This is a genomic window from Amycolatopsis sp. NPDC049253 (assembly GCF_040678995.1).
Classification (GTDB): domain Bacteria; phylum Actinomycetota; class Actinomycetes; order Mycobacteriales; family Pseudonocardiaceae; genus Amycolatopsis.
On sequence record NZ_JBFAQX010000009.1, the window covers coordinates 319,799 to 339,561 of the forward strand.

At 70.7% G+C, this 19,763-nt stretch carries 22 protein-coding genes and 1 pseudogene; 9 read left to right on the top strand and 14 right to left on the bottom strand.

Annotated features, from left to right (window positions below; translation table 11 throughout):
* The first annotated feature begins 98 nt into the window (after nt 1-98).
* Complete coding sequence (locus AB0K15_RS22975) at nt 99-494, top strand: DUF5319 domain-containing protein (RefSeq protein ID WP_220247349.1); 396 nt, start codon at nt 99-101, stop codon at nt 492-494.
* A 373-nt stretch (nt 495-867) separates the two neighbouring features.
* On the opposite strand, the gene AB0K15_RS22980 is transcribed toward AB0K15_RS22975, so the two are convergent.
* The 5 genes from AB0K15_RS22980 to AB0K15_RS23000 all read right to left on the bottom strand — a co-directional run bounded on the left by AB0K15_RS22980 (nt 868) and on the right by AB0K15_RS23000 (nt 5,345).
* A complete protein-coding gene (locus tag AB0K15_RS22980; RefSeq protein WP_364053883.1) occupies nt 868-1,800 on the bottom strand; it encodes an anti-sigma-D factor RsdA in 933 nt (310 codons plus the stop codon).
* 54 nt (nt 1,801-1,854) lie between these two features.
* Nucleotides 1,855-2,427 carry a sigma-70 family RNA polymerase sigma factor gene (locus AB0K15_RS22985; protein WP_364053886.1) on the bottom strand — a complete coding sequence of 191 codons (573 nt, stop codon included), beginning with the start codon at nt 2,425-2,427 and terminating at the stop codon, nt 1,855-1,857.
* A 420-nt stretch (nt 2,428-2,847) separates the two neighbouring features.
* Complete coding sequence (locus tag AB0K15_RS22990) at nt 2,848-3,444, bottom strand: response regulator transcription factor (RefSeq protein ID WP_020662719.1); 597 nt, start codon at nt 3,442-3,444, stop codon at nt 2,848-2,850.
* Nucleotides 3,445-3,575: 131 nt separating this feature from the next.
* Entirely contained in the window at nt 3,576-4,433 is an 858-nt protein-coding gene (locus AB0K15_RS22995) for a hypothetical protein (RefSeq protein WP_364053780.1), read from the bottom strand.
* Nucleotides 4,434-4,442: 9 nt separating this feature from the next.
* Nucleotides 4,443-5,345 carry a MerR family transcriptional regulator gene (locus AB0K15_RS23000; protein ID WP_364053783.1) on the bottom strand — a complete coding sequence of 301 codons (903 nt, stop codon included), beginning with the start codon at nt 5,343-5,345 and terminating at the stop codon, nt 4,443-4,445.
* Between the two features lie 229 nt (nt 5,346-5,574).
* Between AB0K15_RS23000 and AB0K15_RS23005 the strand changes: the two genes are divergently transcribed.
* Entirely contained in the window at nt 5,575-5,895 is a 321-nt protein-coding gene (locus AB0K15_RS23005; RefSeq protein ID WP_220246148.1) for a WhiB family transcriptional regulator, read from the top strand.
* Nucleotides 5,896-5,901: 6 nt separating this feature from the next.
* On the opposite strand, the gene AB0K15_RS23010 is transcribed toward AB0K15_RS23005, so the two are convergent.
* Entirely contained in the window at nt 5,902-6,558 is a 657-nt protein-coding gene (locus AB0K15_RS23010; RefSeq protein ID WP_364053786.1) for a TetR/AcrR family transcriptional regulator, read from the bottom strand.
* Nucleotides 6,559-6,650: 92 nt separating this feature from the next.
* Between AB0K15_RS23010 and AB0K15_RS23015 the strand changes: the two genes are divergently transcribed.
* Entirely contained in the window at nt 6,651-7,391 is a 741-nt protein-coding gene (locus AB0K15_RS23015) for an SDR family NAD(P)-dependent oxidoreductase (protein ID WP_364053789.1), read from the top strand.
* A 181-nt stretch (nt 7,392-7,572) separates the two neighbouring features.
* Here AB0K15_RS23015 and AB0K15_RS23020 read toward each other — a convergent pair whose 3' ends face one another.
* The 6 genes from AB0K15_RS23020 to arsM form a co-directional block, all read right to left on the bottom strand.
* Entirely contained in the window at nt 7,573-8,082 is a 510-nt protein-coding gene (locus AB0K15_RS23020) for a PadR family transcriptional regulator (RefSeq protein WP_364053792.1), read from the bottom strand.
* Between the two features lie 26 nt (nt 8,083-8,108).
* Nucleotides 8,109-8,780: a hypothetical protein gene (locus AB0K15_RS23025; RefSeq protein WP_364053795.1), complete on the bottom strand. Its 672-nt coding sequence runs from the start codon at nt 8,778-8,780 to the stop codon at nt 8,109-8,111.
* A gap of 80 nt (nt 8,781-8,860) precedes the next feature.
* A complete protein-coding gene (gene groL / locus AB0K15_RS23030) occupies nt 8,861-10,477 on the bottom strand; it encodes a chaperonin GroEL (RefSeq protein WP_360597472.1) in 1,617 nt (538 codons plus the stop codon).
* Between the two features lie 97 nt (nt 10,478-10,574).
* A complete protein-coding gene (gene groES / locus AB0K15_RS23035) occupies nt 10,575-10,868 on the bottom strand; it encodes a co-chaperone GroES (RefSeq protein ID WP_009072407.1) in 294 nt (97 codons plus the stop codon).
* Nucleotides 10,869-11,084: 216 nt separating this feature from the next.
* Nucleotides 11,085-11,663, bottom strand: coding sequence for a cadmium resistance transporter (locus tag AB0K15_RS23040; RefSeq protein WP_364053799.1), 579 nt, complete (start codon nt 11,661-11,663; stop codon nt 11,085-11,087).
* A 28-nt stretch (nt 11,664-11,691) separates the two neighbouring features.
* On the bottom strand, nt 11,692-12,423 hold the full coding sequence (gene arsM / locus AB0K15_RS23045) for an arsenite methyltransferase (RefSeq protein ID WP_364053802.1): 732 nt from the start codon (nt 12,421-12,423) through the stop codon (nt 11,692-11,694).
* Nucleotides 12,424-12,508: 85 nt separating this feature from the next.
* On the opposite strand from arsM, the gene AB0K15_RS23050 reads away from it, so the two are divergent.
* The 4 genes and pseudogenes from AB0K15_RS23050 to AB0K15_RS23065 all read left to right on the top strand — a co-directional run bounded on the left by AB0K15_RS23050 (nt 12,509) and on the right by AB0K15_RS23065 (nt 16,375).
* Nucleotides 12,509-12,874, top strand: a complete 366-nt coding sequence (locus AB0K15_RS23050; protein WP_364053805.1) for a metalloregulator ArsR/SmtB family transcription factor — start codon at nt 12,509-12,511, stop codon at nt 12,872-12,874.
* Nucleotides 12,875-12,975: 101 nt separating this feature from the next.
* A pseudogene (locus tag AB0K15_RS23055) lies at nt 12,976-13,362 on the top strand (arsenate reductase ArsC); the annotation flags it as partial.
* A 260-nt stretch (nt 13,363-13,622) separates the two neighbouring features.
* The gene (locus AB0K15_RS23060; RefSeq protein ID WP_364053808.1) at nt 13,623-14,105 is read left to right on the top strand and encodes a hypothetical protein; all 483 of its coding nucleotides are present in this window, start codon (nt 13,623-13,625) and stop codon (nt 14,103-14,105) included.
* 350 nt (nt 14,106-14,455) lie between these two features.
* Nucleotides 14,456-16,375 carry an N-acetylmuramoyl-L-alanine amidase gene (locus AB0K15_RS23065; RefSeq protein ID WP_364053811.1) on the top strand — a complete coding sequence of 640 codons (1,920 nt, stop codon included), beginning with the start codon at nt 14,456-14,458 and terminating at the stop codon, nt 16,373-16,375.
* A 51-nt stretch (nt 16,376-16,426) separates the two neighbouring features.
* Here AB0K15_RS23065 and AB0K15_RS23070 read toward each other — a convergent pair whose 3' ends face one another.
* Both AB0K15_RS23070 and xrtP read right to left on the bottom strand, forming a co-directional pair.
* Complete coding sequence (locus AB0K15_RS23070) at nt 16,427-17,755, bottom strand: glycosyltransferase (RefSeq protein WP_364053889.1); 1,329 nt, start codon at nt 17,753-17,755, stop codon at nt 16,427-16,429.
* A 53-nt stretch (nt 17,756-17,808) separates the two neighbouring features.
* On the bottom strand, nt 17,809-18,351 hold the full coding sequence (gene xrtP / locus AB0K15_RS23075) for an exosortase P (RefSeq protein ID WP_364053814.1): 543 nt from the start codon (nt 18,349-18,351) through the stop codon (nt 17,809-17,811).
* Between the two features lie 376 nt (nt 18,352-18,727).
* On the opposite strand from xrtP, the gene AB0K15_RS23080 reads away from it, so the two are divergent.
* Together AB0K15_RS23080 and AB0K15_RS23085 are read left to right on the top strand one after the other, a co-directional pair.
* Nucleotides 18,728-19,462 carry a choice-of-anchor P family protein gene (locus AB0K15_RS23080; protein WP_364053817.1) on the top strand — a complete coding sequence of 245 codons (735 nt, stop codon included), beginning with the start codon at nt 18,728-18,730 and terminating at the stop codon, nt 19,460-19,462.
* Between the two features lie 21 nt (nt 19,463-19,483).
* Complete coding sequence (locus AB0K15_RS23085; RefSeq protein ID WP_364053820.1) at nt 19,484-19,657, top strand: LPXTG cell wall anchor domain-containing protein; 174 nt, start codon at nt 19,484-19,486, stop codon at nt 19,655-19,657.
* Nucleotides 19,658-19,763 lie beyond the last annotated feature (106 nt).

Genomic DNA, 19,763 nt, shown 5'->3' on the forward strand with positions numbered 1-19,763 from the left:
GCGATCTGGCCGAGGGGCTGGCTGAGCCTTCCCCTCATGATATCCGGGCTCCGCCCCTGACCCGGGTGGGTGGGGACGGGCGCCACACGGCGGGTACCGTGCAGGCCGTGCCGCACGACGTGTTGCCCCCCGACCCCTTCGCGGACGACCCGGACGATCCGGCCCGGGCGTTCCTCGATCCCGAAGACCAGCTGGACGAGCCCATCAGCCCGGACGAACGCACCGAGCTGCTGGCCGACCTCTCCGACCTGGCGGTGTACCAGGCCCTCCTGGAGCCCCGCGGCGTCCGCGGCATCGTCGTGGACTGCGGCGAATGCGACGAACCCCACTACCACGACTGGCACCTCCTGCGCGCCAGCCTCGAACAGCTCCTCGCGGACGGCCGCATGCGCCCCCACGAGCCGGCCTTCGACCCGAACCCCGGCGACTACGTGAGCTGGGACTACTGCCGCGGCTTCGCCGACGGGGTGACGGCGAACGAGAGCGCGTACTGAGTTTCGGTGCTGCGATGAACGGCCCTGGTGAGACTGCTCACCAGGGCCGTTCTCGTCTCGATGAGTTGTCCCGAACGGCGCTGGTGATCTTCGGATCGCCGGGACCGGTTCGCGGTTCCGGGCGGCCGCTGCGGGTGGGTGCCCGGGGTTGCCGGCCGGACGCGGCGGCCAGGACGGCGCCCACCCTCCCGAGGGGGCCATCCCCAACCCAGTCTATCGGCCACCCCCGACAAAACCGCTGTTCAAGCCGCCGAAGCGCGAAGCTGTCCACAACTCGGCAACCCTGTGGACAACCGGCCGGCCGCACCCCGCCGGCAACACCGCGCGCGAAAAACGCCCCGGCCTGAGCCAGGGCGTTTTTCGATGCTGAGCCTTACGGGTTCTCCGACGTGTTGCCCTGGCCGCCGACGCTGTTCTGGCCGCCGACGCTCCCGCTCTCCGAGGATTCGTTGCGAGGGCTGCCACTGCCGCTGCCGGGGTCGTTGCCCGTGACGTCGGTGGGCGTCGTGGACGGCGGCGGCGTGACGGTGGTGGTGTCCGGGGGCGGCGGAGGCGGCGGCGGAGCGGCGCTGGTCGTGTCCGGCTGGCTGGTGGAGCCGGTGCCGGGCAGGGACGTCGGCTGGCCGCTCGACTGCTGCGACGCCGTGTTGGCCGGGTTGTTGACCGGCGGCGGCGTGGACGGGTTGTTGGACGGGATCTGGCCCGTCGAAGGCACGTTGGGTGCACCGAGCTGGGCGGCGAGCTGGCGGTGCTGCTCCAGCAGCTGGTCGCGGTTCTCGTCGTCGGTGACCTGGTTCAGGGCGGCCTGCGCGTCGTCGAGGGCCTTGCGGGCGTCGGCGAGGCGGTTGTCGGCCAGGGCGAGGTTGGCCTTCTCGAGGTCGAGCTTCGCCGCGGCGGCGGCTTCGACCGAGTGGGCGTGGTCGGTGTACAGGACCTTGGTCAGGCCCCACAGCGTGTCGCCGGGCTGGGCGTCGCGGGCGGCGAGGCCGGTGCCGGCGAACGCGATGGCCACCGCGGCGCACGCGGCGGCGACGGGCACCAGGATGCGGCGGCGGCGACTGCGGTCGGCGCGTTTGCGCGCCAGCGAAGCCGTCTTCACGGTGGTGACGGCGGTGTCGACGTCGACCAGCTCGGCCAGCGGCTCGCTGTCGATGTCGCGGCGCCAGGCGAGCAGCAGCGCGTTGAGCTCCTGGTCACCGAGACCGTCGGCGATGGCCGGGTCCGTGCCACCGAGCGCGTCGAGCAGTGCGTCGTCGGCCTGGATGGCCGTGAGGTCACCGTCGGCTTCCGGGTCGAAGGCCGTCATGCCGCTCGTGAACGCGGACGGCGACAGGTCACGATCGTCGTCGTGATCGGTCACTCAGATCACCTCCTCGGCGGCGAGCACCTTACGCAGGCGGGCAAGCGCTCGGTGCTGGGCCACTCGAACGGCACCCGGCGTCGACCCGACGGCCTCCGCGGTCTCTTCCGCCGACAAGCCCACCACGACGCGCAGCACGACGATCTCGCGCTGCTTCTCGGGGAGCACCTGCAGCAGCTGTGCCATCCGCTCGTTCAGCTCGCCCTGCAAAGCGCGCTGCTCCGGACCGACGCCGACCTCGACCTCGTCGGGGACCTCGGCCACCGGCTCAGCCCGGTTGCGGGCCGCCGCGCGGTGCGCGTCGGCCACCTTGTGCTGGGCGATCCCGTAGACGAAAGCCAGGAACGGGCGGCCCTGTTCACGGTACGAAGGCAATGCCGTGAGCACCGCGAGACACACCTCCTGCGCAACATCGTCTGCCGAAGCGAACGAACGCTCCTGCCTGCCAACCCGAGCACGGCAATACCGCACTACCAGGGGGCGGATGGCCGCCAGCAGCCGGTCCACCGCCTGAGGATCTCCCTCTACGGCAGCGGCGACCGGCTCATCCAGTCCATCCCCCACATTGGCCATCGCAGACAACAGTCCCAGTGTTACGTGTAGGCGTGCAAAGAATCCGGCGCGTGGTCATCGTGCCCCGCCCGCCGGTGACAGTTACCGTACCGTCGGCGACCTTTCCGACAACCGCCAGAGGTGGCCACCGGCGTGCCGCGTCCATGGACCCGGCCGCACCGCACACGTCGATCAGAGGACCAACGAACGGCTGACCTGCGGGGTACGGCTTGCTGCCCGGGCGGGTGGCGCCGGAGGGAGCCGGCCCGAGCGGTGGGGACGAAGGCGACGAACGTGACAGGTGACACATCTGTCACCGATGACACAGGTCAAGACCCGAGGACACAGGTACGGGCCAGGGCGGCAACCCTGGCCCGTCGTCACCGTGGCGTCAGAACGGACAACCTGTCACGCAGAGCGTGGTCTAGCGGTTTTTCAGCTTCAGGACACGAGGCCACGGCGGAAGCCGTGGGCCACAGCCTGGGCGCGGTCGCGGACGCCGAGCTTGCGGAACAGCCGCCTCGCGTGCGTCTTCACCGTGTCCTCGGACAGGTACAGCTCACGGCCGATCTGGCCGTTGCTCTTGCCCTGGCTCATGCCGCGCAGCACCTGCAGCTCGCGCTCGGTGAGCTGCACGCCGGGGTCCGACGGCTGGCGCGGTGCCGGCACCGAGGTGCTGGCGAGCGTGTGGGCCAGTGCGGCGACCAGCTCGGGGCGCGAAGCGTCCCAGCGGAGGTAGCCGCGGGCACCGCCGGCGATGGCGGCGGCGATGCTGCCGGCGTCGTCGGGGGCACCGAAGACGATGACGTTCGCCTGGGGGTTCGCGGAGACGAGCCGCCGAGTGGCTTCGACGCCCGTCGGGACCGCGCGCTGCGTCCCGACCAGCACGACGTCGACCGGCTGACGGGTGTACCGGGCCAGCAGCTCGTCACCGTGCGCTACGCAGTCGATGCGACTGACCCCTGGGACCGCGGACATCACACGGGTGAGCCCTTCACGGACACTGCGTCGGTCGTCGCAGATCAAGACCGTCGTCACGGGGTTTCCTTCCTGCAGCCGGGTGACATTCCACTTCCCCTATCGGACGCTTTAGCCCGAACCTTGACACGATCCGGTGGCTTTTTTTGAAGTTTCTTAGCCCGGATGCCGGAACGGCGTTTCCAGAGGGCTCAACCCGGCCCCTCGGGCACCCACGGTGAATCCTCTGCGATCCGCATCACGCAAGGATCTGCGTGCCGTAACACTGCGTGCAACACCTCGCGGCTTCTGAATCGATACTTCTCGGCGTGTCCGGGGTCCAGATCGGCCGCTACGCGTGTCGCGACCCACATAAGTGAATAGAGTTCGTATTTCTCGGCGGTCATGGCGGCATTTGTCACGACGTCGAGTGCAGTAGCGCGTTGGTCCGGTTCCCCGGCCGTCGCGAGTGCGACTCCAAGCACGATGTCGGATTTGACGATGTGCCGGCGCGAGCCGCGCACTCGCGCCGTTTCCGCAGCTCGCCGCGCAGGCGCGATCGCTTCACGCGGGCGGCCGGCGGCCAGCTCGATCTCGGCGCCGACCCAGCCGCCGCGGACGGTCGCGCGCCAGCGGTCGTCGGCCTCCGCCGCGCGGGCCGCCAAGCGCCGGGCGGCGGCGAGGCGACCCAGGGCGAGGTTGTCGGCAGCCAGGCCGAGCAGGGCGTCGGCTCGCGCGCCGGTCGCGTCGAGGCCGTCCGGGTCCGTCTGCGAGGCGGCGCCGTCCAAGGCCACCAGCGCCGCCCCGTCCAGCGCCCGCGCGGCGACGTGCCCGCCGAGCTGACGGCGGTGCGACGCCAGCGTGGTCGCGGCCAGCGAGGCCACCACGGGGTCGGCGGCCCCGCGCAGGTCGGCCAGCGCCGTGGCCGCGGCGGCGTAGCGGCCCTGGGCGCCGAGCACGACGGCGGCCAGCAGCCGCTGCCGGGGCTCGGTGGAGCGCGGCGCGGTGACGGGCACCGGCGGCGGCACGAGATCGCCGAACGCGAGCTCGGCGAGGGAGAGGGGGAGCACGGGACCTTTCTAGCGCCCCGCCCCGACAAGAACGTGCTCGACGCGGCCCGCGGCGGCGGGCAGGTCGGCGAGCAGCTCGACCTTGTCCGGCAGCGCGGTCGCGTCCCAGCCCGGCCCGCACGCGAACAGCCGGCTGCGCTGGCGGCCGCGGGACACGCGCGCGAACAGCCGCGGGTCCGCCACGTCGCGCCGGTGCGCCCACAGCACCACGGCGGCGGGCGCGCTGCGTCGCACGGCCACCGCCAGGACCTCCGCGGGCAGCGGCACGCCGAACAGCTGCGCGCCGATCCGCCGCCCGGCCAGCGCGGCCGCGAGCGCGTAGACGGGCATGGTGTCGCGTTCCTCCGGCACGCAGGCGAGCAGCACCGGACGCAAGTTGCGGGGCGCGTCGAGCACGGGCGTCGCGCGCACGAGCGCCGCGTAGACGCACTCGGCCAGCAGGTACTCGACCTCGGCACCGGCGCTGACCCCGCGCCAGCGCGCGCCGAGCGCCGTGAGCACCGGTTCGACCACACCCGACCACGCGGCGAGCACGCCGAGCTCGTCGAGAGCCTCGGCGAGCATGCGCTGCACGGCGCCGACGTCCATGGCCAGCGCGGCCGTGCTCAGGCGGCGGGCCAGACGAGACGGGACCTCACCGTCGGCGGGCGCGGGGTGCGCCGGGGTCGCGGGTTCGCCGACGGGCGGGACGATCTCCGTGCGCGGCATCTGCTGCAGCGCGTAGCGGGCGGCCTCGGCCGTCGACGCGCCGCGGAGCAGGGCGCGCTGCATGAGCTCCAGGCGGTCGATGTCGGAGCTGCCGTAGCGGCGGTGCCTGCCGTCGGTGTGGCGGCTGGGGCCCAGGCCGTAGCGGCGATCCCAGGTACGGAGGGTCGACGGGGCGACCCCGAGCCGGCGAGCGACCGTGGCCACCGGCAGGGTGGGTTCTCCTTCACGCGCTCCGGATCCCACCCGGCCAATATCCAGGCCCGCGAGAGTCACGGCAACCGGAGCCAAAACCCCTGCTCACCATTCCGGGGGATGCCTAACGGCTGAATCATCCCGAAGCCCTTGAACAACTATTGGCGCGCTTCTAACGTTACCGCCGTTGCACCGAATGGAGTATCGGCACCACAGCAGAGCAGCTAATGGCATCGACCGGATGACGGAGGCGGTCAGGATGGCAGACACGCGCAGGCTCCCCGGTCCCAACGCAGATATGTGGGACTGGCAGCTGGAGGGGTCGTGTCGGGGGATGGACAGCGCGGCGTTCTTTCACCCGGACGGCGAGCGGGGGCCGGCTAGGGCACGCCGTGAGGCCAGGGCCAAGGCGGTCTGCCTGGCCTGCCCGGTGCTGGACATGTGCCGGCGGCACGCACTGGCCGTGCACGAGCCCTACGGGATCTGGGGCGGACTGTCGGAGTCCGAGCGGGAGAACCTGATCAAGCAGGACAAACGAGCACTGAGCATGTCCGGCGGCTGAGCGCGCTCACGAACTCGCGGCAGGGGCGGTGTCCACTTCGGACGCCGCCCCTGCCGCGTCTTCCCGGTCGGTACCGGGCCAGCACAGCAGCGCCGCGTCGATGATCGCGGTGAGCCCGGGCAGGTCGACGCCGTCGCGGGCCTGCATCGACAGGCCGAACAGCACCGTGGCGTAGTAGGCGCCGAGCGCTTCGACGTCGACGGTCTCGGCGAGCTCACCCTCCTCGACCCCGCGGCGCAGGCGAGCGCGGACCAGGTCCCGGACCTCCTCGCGCCGCGCCTTGAGGTGCGCGCACACGCTCCGGTTCGAGGGCGAGCAGTTCGTGGCGGCGAGCACGACCATGCAGCCCGTCGGGTGCTCGGGGTCCACGTACGTACGGGCGTTGTCGCGAAGCATCGCTTCAACGGCCGCGCGTGCCGTCGGCTCTTCACGCAGCGCGCGGGGCGTGTAGCTGCCGTACGTCTCGCCGTAGCGCTCGACCGCTTCGCGGAACAGTGCCTCCTTGCCGCCGAAGGCCGCGTACAGGCTCGGCGGGTTGATGCCCATGGCGCCGGTCAGGTCAGCCAGCGACGCGCCCTCGTAACCGCGCTCCCAGAACACGAACATCGCCTGGGTGAGGGCGTGCTCCCGGTCGAACGCGCGTGGCCGGCCTCGCGGTGACATGGACCACCTTCTTTAGTGAGCGATACAGAAAAATTTGACGGCCCCATGGTACGGCGTCTTTTATGTAGTCATCGATACAGAAAGGGTGACCCATGGGTTCGCTTGACGGCAAGGTCGCACTGGTCACCGGCGGTAGCCGGGGCATCGGCGCGGCGATCGCGAAGCGGCTGGCCGAGGACGGCGCCGACGTCGCGATCACGTACGAACGCTCGGCGGACAAGGCGGCCAAGGTGCTCGCCGGGGTCGAGGAGCTGGGCCGGCGCGGCCTCGCCCTGCAGGCCGACTCCGCGGACGCCGCCGCGGTGACGGCGGCTGTCGACCGCGCCGCCGAGGAGCTCGGCGGGCTCGACATCCTGGTCAACAACGCCGGCATCTCCGTCGCGGCGCCGATCGACGAGCTCTCGCTCGCCGACATCGACCACACGCTCGCGGTGAACGTGCGCGCCGTGCTGGTGGCCACGCAGGCGGCGCTGAAGCACCTCCCCCGCGGCGGCCGCGTGGTCTCGATCGGCAGCGACCTGGCCGAGCGCGTGCCGTTCCCGGGCATGAGCCTGTACTCCGCGAGCAAGGCCGCGCTGATCGGCTTCACTCGCGGCCTGGCCCGCGACCTCGGCCCGCGGGGCATCACCGCCACCGTGGTCCACCCGGGCTCGACGAACACCGACATGAACCCCGTCGACGGCCCCGCCTCCGCCGCCCAGGTGCCCCACATCGCCCTCGGCCACTACGCGGACGCGGCCGACGTCGCCGCGACCGTGGCCCACGTGGCCGGCCCCGACGGCCGCTACCTGACCGGCACGGCAATCACGGTCGACGACGGCTTCACAGCCTGAGCCACGGGATGCCGGTTCCAACCGGCACTGCCGCCAGACCGGTCCAGAACCGCAAAGCGGCGCGGTCCAGCTACATGGTCGGACACGGCGCCCGCGGCTCCCACCTCACCGGCCCCGACGGCCGCCACCTGACCGGCACGGCAATCACGGTCGACGACGGCTTCACGGCGTAACGCGGCGCTCACACGGACCGCGCCGCCAGGGCGGTCCAGAACCGCATGGCGGCGCGGTCCAGCTCGAGGGCCAGCTGCGCGGCGTGGTCGGACGCGGCGGCGGTGCCGTGGCGCGCGATGCGGGTGCGGTGCTGCTCGGCCTGTTCGGTCGCGAGCTGCGAGAGGCTTTCGGGGTCGCCGAGGTCGCTGAACGCGAGCTTGAGCCAGGCCACGCCGCGGATCTCGGCCGGTTCGGCGTCGGGGCGGCTCAGCCACTGCCGCAATGCGCGGTGGCCGGCTTCGGTGACGCAGTAGGTCTTGCGGCGGCGGCCGGACGGCTCCTGGTCGCCGTGGAGCAGGCCTTGGTCCTGAAGCCGGCCGGAAATCGCGTACAGCTGCGCGTGCGGGATGGGCCAGTACTGCCCGATCGAGCGGCGCAACGCCTGCTTCACCGCGTACGGCGTGGTCACGCCGAGCTGGGCGACCATGCCGAGCACCACGTAGGCCGTGGCGGAAAGCTCTCGCGTTCCCGAAGTCATCGACGCCTCCAGTAGTCACACTGAGACTACTCGACGGCGCCCGGGTAACCGGCGGCCAAGATCTTGCTCGCGCGATCGGTCAGGCCGCGGCGACGGCTGACGGCGAGCTGCAGGTCGAGCGGTGCGATCGGCACGTCGTGCCCGCGCCAGTGCACGTGGTCGAGGCGGGCGGTGGGGCTTTGCTCGTGGGGTTCGTCCGTGTCGTGGACGCCGGCGATCCACTCCACCACGCAACCCGCGAACGCCCGCCCGCCGCGGTCGGCGACCCAGCCCGTGAACTCGGTGACGGGTTCGACGAGCAGATCTTCGAAGAGCTCGCCGGCGAGGTGGGCGTCGTCGACGGAGAAGTCGAGGTCGCCGGGACCGACGTCGATCCTGCGCACGGCCAAGGCGCCGGAGCCGTAGAGGAACCAGCTCAGACGGCTCTCTTCGACGCGGGTCAGGAAGATCTCCAGCGCGTCCTCCCACGGCACCGGGCGGTGGGAGGCGCTCTGCAGCAGCATTTCCTCGAGGTGGCGTGCGAAGTTGGCGTGCGTGCGCCGGACGTCGCCGCTGGCGGACGGCCGGCGGACGAACCGGCCGGTGCCCGCGGGAGCGAAACCCAGGTGCACCAGCCGATCCTGGTAGAGCGCGACGTTCGTGCGGACCTCGTAGGTCGCGTGGTCGCCGTCGAGGTCGAACGAGGTGGCGAGGTTCACGGGGCTCCCCGGGGCCGAAAGAAGCGGGGCGGCACCCCCTCGGAAGGGAGTACCGCCCCGGTTCGGCGTGCTGGGTGGAACTAGTGCGAGTGACCGTGGCCGTGGCCGGCGTCGGGCTCCTCGTCGACCGGCTTCTCGACCACGGAGCTCTCCGTGGTGAGCACGAGCCGGGCGATCGACGCGGCGTTGGCGACCGCGGAGCGGGTCACCTTGACCGGGTCGACGATGCCCGCCGCGATCAGGTCGGTGAGCTCGCCGGTGGCGGCGTTGAAGCCCTGGCCCCAGCTCTGCTCCTGGACCTTGTTCACGATGACCGCGCCCTCGTGGCCCGCGTTGCTGGCGATCCAGAACAGCGGGGCGGTGAGCGCGTCGCGCACGATACGGACGCCCGTGGCCTCGTCACCGGTCAGGCCGAGGTCGCCCTCGAGCTCCTTGACCGCGTGGACCAGCGCCGAGCCACCACCGGGGAGGATGCCCTCCTCGACGGCCGCCTTCGTCGACGCCACGGCGTCCTCGATGCGGTGCTTGCGCTCGTTGAGCTCGGTCTCGGTGGCCGCGCCGACCTTGATCACGGCCACGCCGCCGCCGAGCTTCGCGAGCCGCTCCTGCAGCTTTTCGCGGTCCCAGTCGGAGTCGGTGGTCTCGATCTCCTTGCGGATCTGCGCAATGCGGCCGGCGATGGCGTCCTTGGAGCCCGCGCCGTCGACGATCGTGGTGTCGTCCTTGGTGACGACGATCCGGCGAGCGCGACCCAGCGAGCTGAGGTCGATCTCCGACAGCTTCACGCCGATCTCGGCGGAGACGACCTCGCCGCCGGTGACGAACGCGAGGTCGTCCAGGAACGCCTTGCGGCGGTCGCCGAAGAACGGCGCCTTGACCGCGACGGCGGTGATCGTCTTGCGCAGCGAGTTCACCACGAGGGTCGACAGCGCCTCGCCGTCGACGTCCTCGGCGATGATCAGCAGCGGCTTCTTGGCCTCGACGACCTTCTCCAGCACCGGGAGCAGGTCGGCCAGCGCCGAGATCTTCTCGCGGGACAGCAGGATGTAGGCGTCCTCGAGGATCGCCTTCTGGTCCTCGGGGTTGGTGGCGAAGTGCGCCGACAGGAAGCCCTTGTCGAACTGCACGCCCTCGGTGATCACGAGCTCGGTCGCCAGGGTCGACGACTCCTCGATGGTGATCACGCCGTCCTCGCCCACGCGCTCGACGGCCTCGCCGAGCAGCTGGCCGATCGTGGCGTCGCGGGAGGTGACGGTGCCGACCTGCGCGATGTTCTCGCGGCCCTTGACCGGGGTGGCCTTGGACTTGAGGATCTCGACGACCTTCTCGGCCGCGGCCTCGATGCCCTTGCCGACCGAGGTCGGGTTGGCACCGGCGGCGACGTTGCGGAGGCCGTGCTTGACCAGCGACTGCGCCAGCACCGTGGCGGTGGTCGTGCCGTCACCGGCGACGTCGTTGGTCTTCGTGGCCACGTTCTTGGCCAGCTGCGCGCCGAGGTTCTCGAACGGGTCGTCGAGCTCGATCTCACGGGCGACGGTCACGCCGTCGAGGGTGATGGTCGGGCCGCCGAACTTCTTGTCCAGAACGACGTGGCGACCGCGCGGGCCGAGGGTCACCTTGACGGCGTCGGCGAGCTTGTTCACCCCGCGCTCGAGCGCGCGACGAGCGTCCTCGTCGAAACTGATCTGCTTGGGCATAGCGTGTTCCGCTTACCTTTCAGGGGTTTTTGAACGCAAGAACGCCCCGTCCCCCGGCTTGTGCGGGGCCCGGGGCGTCATGCGCTGCGAGCGGACGTCAGTTGATGACGGCCAGCACGTCGCGGGCGGAGAGGATGAGGTAGTCCTCGCCGTTGTACTTGACCTCGGTGCCGCCGTACTTGGAGTAGATCACGACGTCGCCCACGGCCACATCGAGCGGCACGCGGTTGCCCTTGTCGTCGATCCGGCCCGGGCCCACGGCCAGAACCTTGCCCTCCTGGGGCTTTTCCTTGGCGGTGTCGGGGATGACGAGGCCGGAAGCGGTCGTCTCCTCGGCCTCGCTCGTCTGGACAACGATCTTGTCCTCGAGCGGCTTGATGTTCACGCTCACCGGGTTGACCTCCACGGTCGTCGAAAGCGTCGGCAGGATGACTTACGGCTCCTACCACCCCCGCCGTCGCGGGTGCCGGGCGTGTTCGGGCCGTTCGATTAGCACTCTAGCCATGGGAGTGCCAGCATTGCAAGGAGGGTCCATCTGATGTGGGGGAATCCTCAGCGAGGCGGGCTGACCGGCGGTTTTGTTTCGCGCCGGTTCCGCCGCCCGCGGCTAGGCGCCGTCGATCAGGATGAGCAGGCCGATGCCGATCAGCACCACGGGCAGGACGACGTGGCCCCACCGCGCGAGCGCCCGCGCGACGGCGGGGCGTGTGGCGAGGTGGCCGCCGGCGGCGAGCCAGACGGCGACCAGCACGAGGAACACGACGGCGTAGCCGCTCGCGCCGCCCGGGCCCGCGGTGGCGAAGACGGGGACGTAGACGCCGATGTTGTCGCCGCCGTTGGCGAACATGACGGCGGCGACTTCGAGGGTCCGCGGGCCGCCGGGGCGCGGGGTTTCCGCGTCGTCGCCGCGGTGGCGCCAGGCCTGGACCGCGGCGCGGATCCCCAGCGCGATCGGCAGCAACCCGAGGCAGGGCAAGAAGCCGGCCGGCAGGAACGTCACCCCGAACGCGGCCGCCACGGCGACGGCGAGGATCGCCAGGAACCCGAGGTACTGACCGATCACGACGGCGCGGGTCGCACCGGGAAGGCCCGCGCCGCGGGCGAAGAACAGGGCCAGCACGAGGATGTCGTCGACGTTGGTCACGGCGAACAGGCCCACGGCCTGGCCGACGACGTTCGGCTTCACCCTTGCGACAATGCCAGGACCCGGTCGGTCAGACGGGTTTGGTGGCGCGGACGATCGCCGAGTGCATGCCGTCGGCGACGGGGTGGGTCGGGGTGAGCTCGATGTCGGTGAAGCCGGCCGCTTCGAGGCCTTGGCGGTATTCGGCGAAGGACAGGGCGCCCGCGATGCAGCCGACGTAGTCGCCGCGTTCGGCGCGCTGGGCCGGGGTGAGCGTGTCGTCGGCGACGACGTCGGACACCCCGATCCGCCCACCGGGCTTGAGGACGCGGAAGGTCTCCGCGAAGACGGCGGGTTTGTCGGTGGACAGGTTGATCACGCAGTTGGAGATGACGACGTCGACGGAGCCCGCGGGCAGCGGGATGGCTTCGATCGCGCCGCGCAGGAACTCGACGTTCGTGGCGCCGGCTTTCTCGGCGTTCGCGGTGGCCAGCGCCAGCATCTCGTCGGTCATGTCCAGCCCGTAGGCCTTGCCGGAGGGGCCGACTCGACGGGCCGACAGCAGGACGTCGATACCGCCGCCGGAGCCGAGGTCGAGGACGAGGTCGCCGGGCCGGAGGTCGGCCACAGCGGTCGGGTTGCCGCAGCCCAGGGAGGCTGCGACAGCCTCGGCGGGCAGTGTGTCGCGTTCGTCGGCGGCGTAGAGGCCGGAGCCGAAGTCCACCTCGACCGTTGCCGGGCCGCAGCAGGAGGTGCCACCCGAGGTGACTTCGAGGGCGGCCGCGGCGTAGCGCTGTCGCACGGTTTCGCGCAGGTCGGTCATCGTGCTTCTCCTCGCTGGATCAGCTTGTATCGATGTTTGTGGATACAACCTTGTGGCTTGGATCGGCAGATGTCAATATAGACGTATGTCGATGCAGCAACTGCCGGTGCTCGACCAGCCCGACGCGTGTTGCGCGGGGCTGGCCTCCGCGCCACTGGCCGAGGCCGAGGCAACCGAGCTGGCCCGCGTGTTCAAGGCACTGGGCGACCCGGTGCGGCTGCGACTGCTGTCGATGATCGCCTCCCGCGAGGGCGGCGAGATGTGCGTGTGCGAGCTGACGCCGGCCTTCGACCTCGCGCAGCCGACGATCTCACACCATCTGAAACTGTTGCGCCAGGCCGGTTTGATCGACTGCGAACGACGGGGGACGTGGGTGTACTACTGGGCTCTTCCGTCCACAATGGATAGTCTCGCGGCTGTTTTGCGTGCGCCGCAAGCAGCTCAGGCGTGAGCACGTCCGTTCGTCGCCGCCCAGGTCGGCGGAGCCGCTGTCGGCCTCGGGCTCGTCGCGCTGGTGTTCGGCGTTCCCCGCACCCTCCAGGAGGCTCGCTCATGACGCGGTCCGTGTTGTTCGTCTGCGTGCACAACGCCGGCCGGTCGCAGATGGCCGCCGCGTTCCTCACACACCTCGGCGGTGACCTCGTCGAGGTCCGCTCGGCCGGGTCCGCGCCGGCCGACAGCCTCAACCCCGTCGTGGTCGAAGCCATGGCCGAGGCCGGCATCGACCTCACCGCCGAGACGCCGAAGGTCCTCACCACCGACGCCGTGGCAGCGTCGGACGTCGTCATCACCATGGGCTGCGGCGACGCCTGCCCGGTGTTCCCCGGCAAGACCTACCGCGACTGGGAACTCGAGGATCCGGCGGGCAAAACCCTCGCCGAGGTCCGCGTGATCCGCGACGAGATCCGCAACCGCGTGCGGGCGTTCGTGCGGGAACTTTCCTACGGCGGCGGGCGGCCCAAGTTGTTGGAAGAGTGCCGGGATGTGCAGGACTTGCTCGACCAGGTCCGGTTGCGGCCGAGTATGTGGGTGCGGAAGGGGTCGTTGCAGGGTGCGCGGGCGGACCGGGTGGTCGATGTCGCTGGGATGGGCCGCGGCGATCGAGAAGCACGCCGGGGCCGAGGAACCGCTGGACGTGTTCTTCCGGTTCCTGGACGAGTACCGCCTGAGCACGGCCGAAGATCGCTAAGCTCGCGCCCGTGAGCAGCAGGATGGCCGACGGCAGCGCGGGCGACGCGGACTACGGCGAGATCGGCAAGGTCTACACCGGCTACCGCAACCCCGACCCGCGCATCGCGGCGCCGGTCGACGCAGCGCTGGGCGACGCGAAGACGGTGCTGAACGTCGGGGCCGGCGCGGGTTCGTACGAGCCGGCCGACCGGCTGGTGACCGCTGTGGAGCCGTCCGCGTCGATGCGGACGTTGAGGCACGAGGTCAGGCCAACAGCCGAGGATTTGCCCTTCCCCGGCAACAGTTTCGCCGCGGCTATGGCGACGTTTGTCCTGCTCCCCGCCGCCAGCCGTCGGTTGAACCGGCCATCCCGCTCCGGCTGGCAAAGAGCCGCCGTCGGCCGACGTGATCCGCATGTCGCCGGCCAGCGGCCACGAGGGGCAAGCCCCCGCCCTCCCAAGGGGGGCGTCCCCATCCCATTCTATCGGCCACCACCGACGAAAAGGGCCTGAGCGGAGCGGGAGGCCGAGGTTGTCCACAACCCGAAAGCGTGGTGATAGCGCGGGGCAGGGCTCGGCACAGCGAAACTCGGCGGCGGGCGGCAGCACTCCTTGGCCTCAGTAGGCACGAGGAAGCGCGGCAGCCGCTGAGTCTGTCGGCAAAGGCACGGGATCTCGCCGACGGGACCTGGGCCGCCAAATACCGAGCGCTCCAGGACCAGCCTGCGTTCGACGGTTCCCTCGTGCTCGTGACCGGCCGCTGACGACCGCTGGGCGAAAGCGCCGTCGCGGAGGCTTACCAGACGCGCGCGTTTCTGGTTAAGTTTCGCCGGAAAGGCACCGACACCTGGGGGTCCCCACCAATGGTCCACTCCGTTGCGCGGCGGCTGACCGTCGCGGGCGGGGCGGGGCTGCTGGCGGTCGCGTTGGCGACGTCGGCACCCGCCCAAGCTCAACCAGCGAACCAACAGCGCCAACAGGACTTCGCGAGCGCGGCGAGCGAGTTCGGCGTCCCGCTCGATGTGTTGCTCGGCGTCTCGTACCTGGAGTCCCGCTGGGACTACAACGCCGGCACGCCCAGCACCGCCGCCGGCTACGGGCCGATGCACCTCACCGACCTGCGCACGGCCGGCGTCGTGACCAGCGAGTTCGACCAGAACGGCGAAGACCCGCGCGGCGACGACGCCCGGCCGGCGCTGCACCCGAAGCCGACGCAGCAGCCCGCGGCGATCCCGCCCGGCCTGCAGACCGTGGACCAAGCCGCGGCCCTGCTCCACACGGACGCGGCGACGCTGCGCACCGACCCGAAGCAGAACATCCGCGGCGGCGCGGCGCTGCTCGCCCAGTACCAGCGCAAGCTCGGCGTACGCAGCGAAGACGCGAAGGACTGGTACGGCGCCGTCGCCGCGTACAGCGGCTCCGAGGACGTGACGGCGGCCCAGACCTTCGCCGACGAGGTCTACCGCACCATCGCCACCGGCGAGACCCGCACGACCGACGACGGCCAGGCCGTCACGCTCGCGGCGACCCCCGGCGTCACGCCCGACAAGGCGCAGGCCCAGCGGCTGGGCCTGCGCAACGACGCGCCGCCCGCCACCGAGTGCCCCAAGTCCGTGGCCTGCGAGTCCGTGCCCGCGCCGTACCAGGAGCTGCCGGGTGGCGACTACGGCAACCACGACATCGCGAACCGGCCGCAGAGCCAGAAGATCACCACGATCGTCATCCACGACACCGAGGGCTACTGGGACGACGCGCTCACGCTGGCGCAGGACCCGACCTACCTCGCGTGGCACTACACCGTGCGCTCGCAGGACGGCCTGATCGCCCAGCACGTGCCGACCAAGGACGTCGGCTGGCACGCGGGCAACTGGTACGTCAACGCGAAGTCCATCGGCGTCGAGCACGAGGGCTTCGCCGCGCAGGGCACCTGGTACACCGAGGCGATGTACCGCTCGTCGGCGAAGCTCGTCGGCTACCTGGCGAAGCGCTACGGCGTGCCGCTCGACCGCGCGCACATCATCGGCCACGACAACGTGCCGGGCACCACGCCCGCCACGATCGCCGGCATGCACTGGGACCCGGGCCCCTACTGGGACTGGTCGCACTACTTCGACCTGCTGGGCGCCCCGATCAAGGCCACCGGCCGGACCGGCTCGTCGATGGTGACGATCGCGCCGAAGTTCGCCGCCAACCAGCCCGTGTTCACCGGCTGCGACAAGATCGGTTCCGGCACGCCGTGCGCCGCGCGCGGCTCGGAGGCCGTGGTGCTGCACACCGCGCCGGACGCCGCGTCTCCCCTGCTGTCCGACGCCGGGCTGCACGGCACCGGACCATCCACTATGGACGTTTCCGACGTCGGCAGCCGCGTGGCCACCGGCCAGCAGTACGCCGTCGCCGGACGCCAGGGTGGCTGGACCGCGATCTGGTACCTGGGCCAGAAGGGCTGGCTGCCCAGCAACACCGTGGTCCCGGCGAGCGGTCTCGTCGCCACGCCGAAGCCGGGCAAGGCGACGATTCCCGTCTACGGGCGGGCGTTCCCGGAGGCGTCGGCCTACCCGGCCGGGATCGCGCCGCAAGCGCTGGCCCCCATGCCTTACACGTTCGCGGCGGGCCAGACGTACTCCGTCGGCGGCGTCGTCCCGTCGGAGTACTACTCGGCGACCACGTTCGACGTGTCGGACCACGTGGTGGTGCGCGGCAAGATGAAGTACGTGGAAGTCCAGTTCGGACACCGCGTCGAGTACGTGAACCTCGACGACGTGGTGCTGAAGCCGGCTTTCTGAGTCCGGGAAACGAGAAGGGCCCCTCCGGCGGAGGGGCCCTTCTTCGTTGCCTCAGCTGTCCAGCGCCACCTTCACACCGCTGGTGACCTCGGTGTTGCGCCGCGTCTTGGACCAGCCGTTGCGGCCGCGCACGAGGCGCGTCACGGCACGCCAGGACGTGATGTAGAAGGTGTAGATGTAGGCCGCGTACAGCAGGCCCATGCCAAGGCCGCGGAAGATGTTCTTGCTGCCCAGGCATTTCATCTGGTAGATCGGGCCCCACACCACGAAAGGCAGCAGGCCGAACGAGCCGTAGATGGCGAAGAGGATCCAGGCGCCGCCGGTGAACCACGTCCAGACCTGCGACGGGTCGCCGGCCGTGGTGGCCAGCAGGAGGATGAACGGCACCGGGTACAGGAGCGAGCCGAGCAGCTGCATCCACGGCTGCGCCAGGTAGTACATCATCTCCGCGGCGCCCAAAGTGGACACGTGCGGCGAGTCCCAGATCCGGCGTAGGTACCGCGAGCACTGCATCGTGCCCTGGCCCCAGCGCGTGCGCTGCACGAGGAAGCGCCGCAGGCTGTACAGACCTTCCTGCGCCACGTGGGAATCCGGGGTGAAGCCCGTGCGCCAGCCGGCCGTGAGCAGGTGGACGCCGAGCTCGAAGTCCTCCAGCAGGGAGCCGCGCCAGGGCTGGTGCTCGTCGCCGCCGATGGAGTCGAGGGCGGCCAGGCGCGTGAACTGGCCGTTGCCGCCCATGGAGATCGTGCCGGTGAAGCCGCGCGACGTCTGGATCGCGGCGATCGCCGTGCGGAACTCCAGGTCCTGCAGCTGCGCCAGCTTGAGCCCGAACGCGCGCGCGAACCAGGTGCGACCCGGCGGGCGGGTGCGGACGTTGCTCATGCGCACGTCGAGCTGCACGGCGCCGATCTTTTCGTCGCCGAAGAGGTGCTCGGCCGCGCAGACCTCGAGGCAGTTGGCGGCGGGGCGGCCGTCGGCGTCGACGACCACCACGACCACGCGGTCACGGTTCGTTTCGGGCTCGAGCCATTCGTTGAGGGCCCGGTAGGCGGCGTTCAGCGCGTCGCCCTTGCCCGTGCGGGCCTCAGGCCGCTTGCGCGCCACCAGGTGCAGGTTGGGGTCGTAGCCGCCGTTGCGCCGCCACACCGAGCGGACGACGCGGGCGGTGCGGTCGTCGGAGTCGTCGTCGACGACCCACACGTGCGCGCGGCGGAAAGTGGTGCGCAGGTAGCGCGCGGTCTCGCGGATCACGGCTTCCTCGTCGCGGCACGGCACGAAGAAGTGCCAGGCGAACGCGTCGGGGTCGCCCACCGGGGCGGGTTTGCGGCGCAGGTAGGGCACCACGATCATCGCGACGTAGACGATGAACGCAACGCTCATCGTCAGCGCGAACGCCTGGGTGATCGAGAGCAGGACCTTGAAGCCGGTGTCGTTCACGCGGCCGTGTCCTGGTTCTTCTCCGCCTTCGTCTTGCGGGTCGCGAGCCAGACGAACAGCACGAGCGACACCGCGCCGCCGAGCACGCTGACCATCGAGCCGAGCAGGGTGTGGCCCCAGTAGTAGCCCTCGTCGGTGCCCAGCGCGTGGACCAGACCGACGATGGTGAGAATGCGCAACTGATTCACGAGAATGACGGCGATCGCGGCAATTCCCAGCGAGAGAAACAGTCGGCGCGCATTCTGCGGACGGAAGTACAGAAGCACCGCGGTCACGAGCAGAAGTGGCAGCAAGAGGAATACAGAAGAGCATTCCGGGGTCATTCTCAACCCGAACGGAGTAGCGCCGGTCAACCCGAAGTACACAGATTCGCGACTACCGGCCACATAAACACCCGATGAGGTGATGACCCTCAGTATCGCCCCCGCGAGTTGCACTTCCAGCTCGCGGTAGGCCCGCTCCACGAGCACGAGGACCACGCCGACCGCGACCACGCCGAGCACCGCCATACGCAGCGGAAACCGGGAGACGGGGGACACAGGTGTGTTCGCTACTGCCACGACGACCCTCTCAGCCGGAAACCTTGGGAAGAACGGCGGACCCCGGCGCCAGCGTAGGACACCGGTGCCGGAACTTTCGACGGGTATCCCCCTTCTCAGGGATCTCCCAGCGCCTTTCGGCACGAATGGCGAGAAGCTTGCTAGGCCGTTCGGGTGATGCCTGCACCGACGTGGGACCCGGTTCGAAGAAACCACCCGATACGGTGGTCTCCCCGAAATTGTGTGCCATTTCCGGCAACGCCACCGATATTCGATCAGCGTGCCGACTCTTGTTCAGCGGGATTCGTCCGTGCACCGGCTCGCCCTGACAAAAATCGGAGGACCAGTGAAGAAACACCTCTTGCGACGAGGCGGGATGCTCGCCGCTGTGGTGGCGAGCATCGCCCTCGCCGGAGCAGTTCCGGCCTCGGCGGCGCCCGGTGACGGCTCCGCCTACGGCGTGAACGTCGACGTGAAGCTGCTCGGCGCGTCCGCGGTCAAGCTCGGCCCGCTGGCGGCGGCGAACACCGACGGACCGACGAGCAACAGCACGGTCAGTGCCAACGCCGCCGGGATCCTCACCGCCGGGGTCATCAACACCTCGGCCGTCCGGGACGAGAACTCCGGCGCGGTCACGGCGAAGGCGAGCACCGCCAACGTCGGGCTGCCGCTGCTGAAGGCGGCACTGGGCAACGTCGGGATCAAGGCCGTCGAGGCCGTCTGCACCGCGACCCAGGAAGGTGTCAAGGGCAGCTCGACGCTGGTCGGGGCCGATCTGGGCAGCGTCGGCGACGTCGACTCGAACCCGGCGCCGAACACGCAGATCAAGGTCGGCCTCGGCCCGGTCAACGTGGCGACGCTGATCCTCAACGAGCAGATCAAGAACAAGGACGGCAGCCTCACGGTCAACGCTCTGCACCTGAAGCTGCTGGGTGGCGTCATCGGCGCCCTCGGCAGCGGCGACGTCATCGTGTCGTCGGCGACCTGCGGCCCGGCCGCTCCGCCGATGCCGCTCGCGTCGGGTGCCGGCCTGTGGATGGGCCTCGGCGTGCTCGCGGCCGTCGCCGTGCCCGTCGGCCTTCGGTTCACCCGCCGTCGCTCGGTCGCCTGACCGGTCCGGGGTGATCGACTGATGTACAAGATGCCAGGTGCGGGCGTCGGCGTCGCCGGTGGCGGCGTGGGCACCCTCGCCGCCACCGGCGCCGACGTCGGCTGGTGGATCACGGTCGGCGCGCTCCTCGTGGTCCTCGGGACCCTCGCGGTGATGGCCGCCTACCGCCGCAACCGGCGGCTCGCCCGCGGTTAGCGGCGCCGTGGGGGGGCCGGGGCCGCCCCGGGGGGCCCCGGGGGCCGGGCGGGCGGGGGGGGCCCCCCCCCCCCGGCCCCCCCGCCCCCAGGCAAGCACAAAAGAA

Bases quoted from the DNA above. Each gene is read 5' to 3' on its own strand.
- AB0K15_RS22980 (WP_364053883.1), bottom strand. From the start codon at position 1,800: ATGACGGCCTTCGACCCGGAAGCCGACGGTGACCTCACGGCCATCCAG.
- AB0K15_RS22985 (WP_364053886.1), bottom strand. From the start codon at position 2,427: ATGGCCAATGTGGGGGATGGACTGGATGAGCCGGTCGCCGCTGCCGTA.
- AB0K15_RS23005 (WP_220246148.1), top strand. From the start codon at position 5,575: ATGACGGAGGCGGTCAGGATGGCAGACACGCGCAGGCTCCCCGGTCCC.
- AB0K15_RS23010 (WP_364053786.1), bottom strand. From the start codon at position 6,558: ATGTCACCGCGAGGCCGGCCACGCGCGTTCGACCGGGAGCACGCCCTC.
- AB0K15_RS23015 (WP_364053789.1), top strand. From the start codon at position 6,651: ATGGGTTCGCTTGACGGCAAGGTCGCACTGGTCACCGGCGGTAGCCGG.
- AB0K15_RS23020 (WP_364053792.1), bottom strand. From the start codon at position 8,082: ATGACTTCGGGAACGCGAGAGCTTTCCGCCACGGCCTACGTGGTGCTC.
- groL (WP_360597472.1), bottom strand. From the start codon at position 10,477: ATGCCCAAGCAGATCAGTTTCGACGAGGACGCTCGTCGCGCGCTCGAG.
- arsM (WP_364053802.1), bottom strand. From the start codon at position 12,423: ATGACCGACCTGCGCGAAACCGTGCGACAGCGCTACGCCGCGGCCGCC.
- AB0K15_RS23050 (WP_364053805.1), top strand. From the start codon at position 12,509: ATGTCGATGCAGCAACTGCCGGTGCTCGACCAGCCCGACGCGTGTTGC.
- AB0K15_RS23065 (WP_364053811.1), top strand. From the start codon at position 14,456: ATGGTCCACTCCGTTGCGCGGCGGCTGACCGTCGCGGGCGGGGCGGGG.
- AB0K15_RS23070 (WP_364053889.1), bottom strand. From the start codon at position 17,755: ATGAGCGTTGCGTTCATCGTCTACGTCGCGATGATCGTGGTGCCCTAC.
- AB0K15_RS23080 (WP_364053817.1), top strand. From the start codon at position 18,728: ATGCTCGCCGCTGTGGTGGCGAGCATCGCCCTCGCCGGAGCAGTTCCG.
- AB0K15_RS23085 (WP_364053820.1), top strand. From the start codon at position 19,484: ATGTACAAGATGCCAGGTGCGGGCGTCGGCGTCGCCGGTGGCGGCGTG.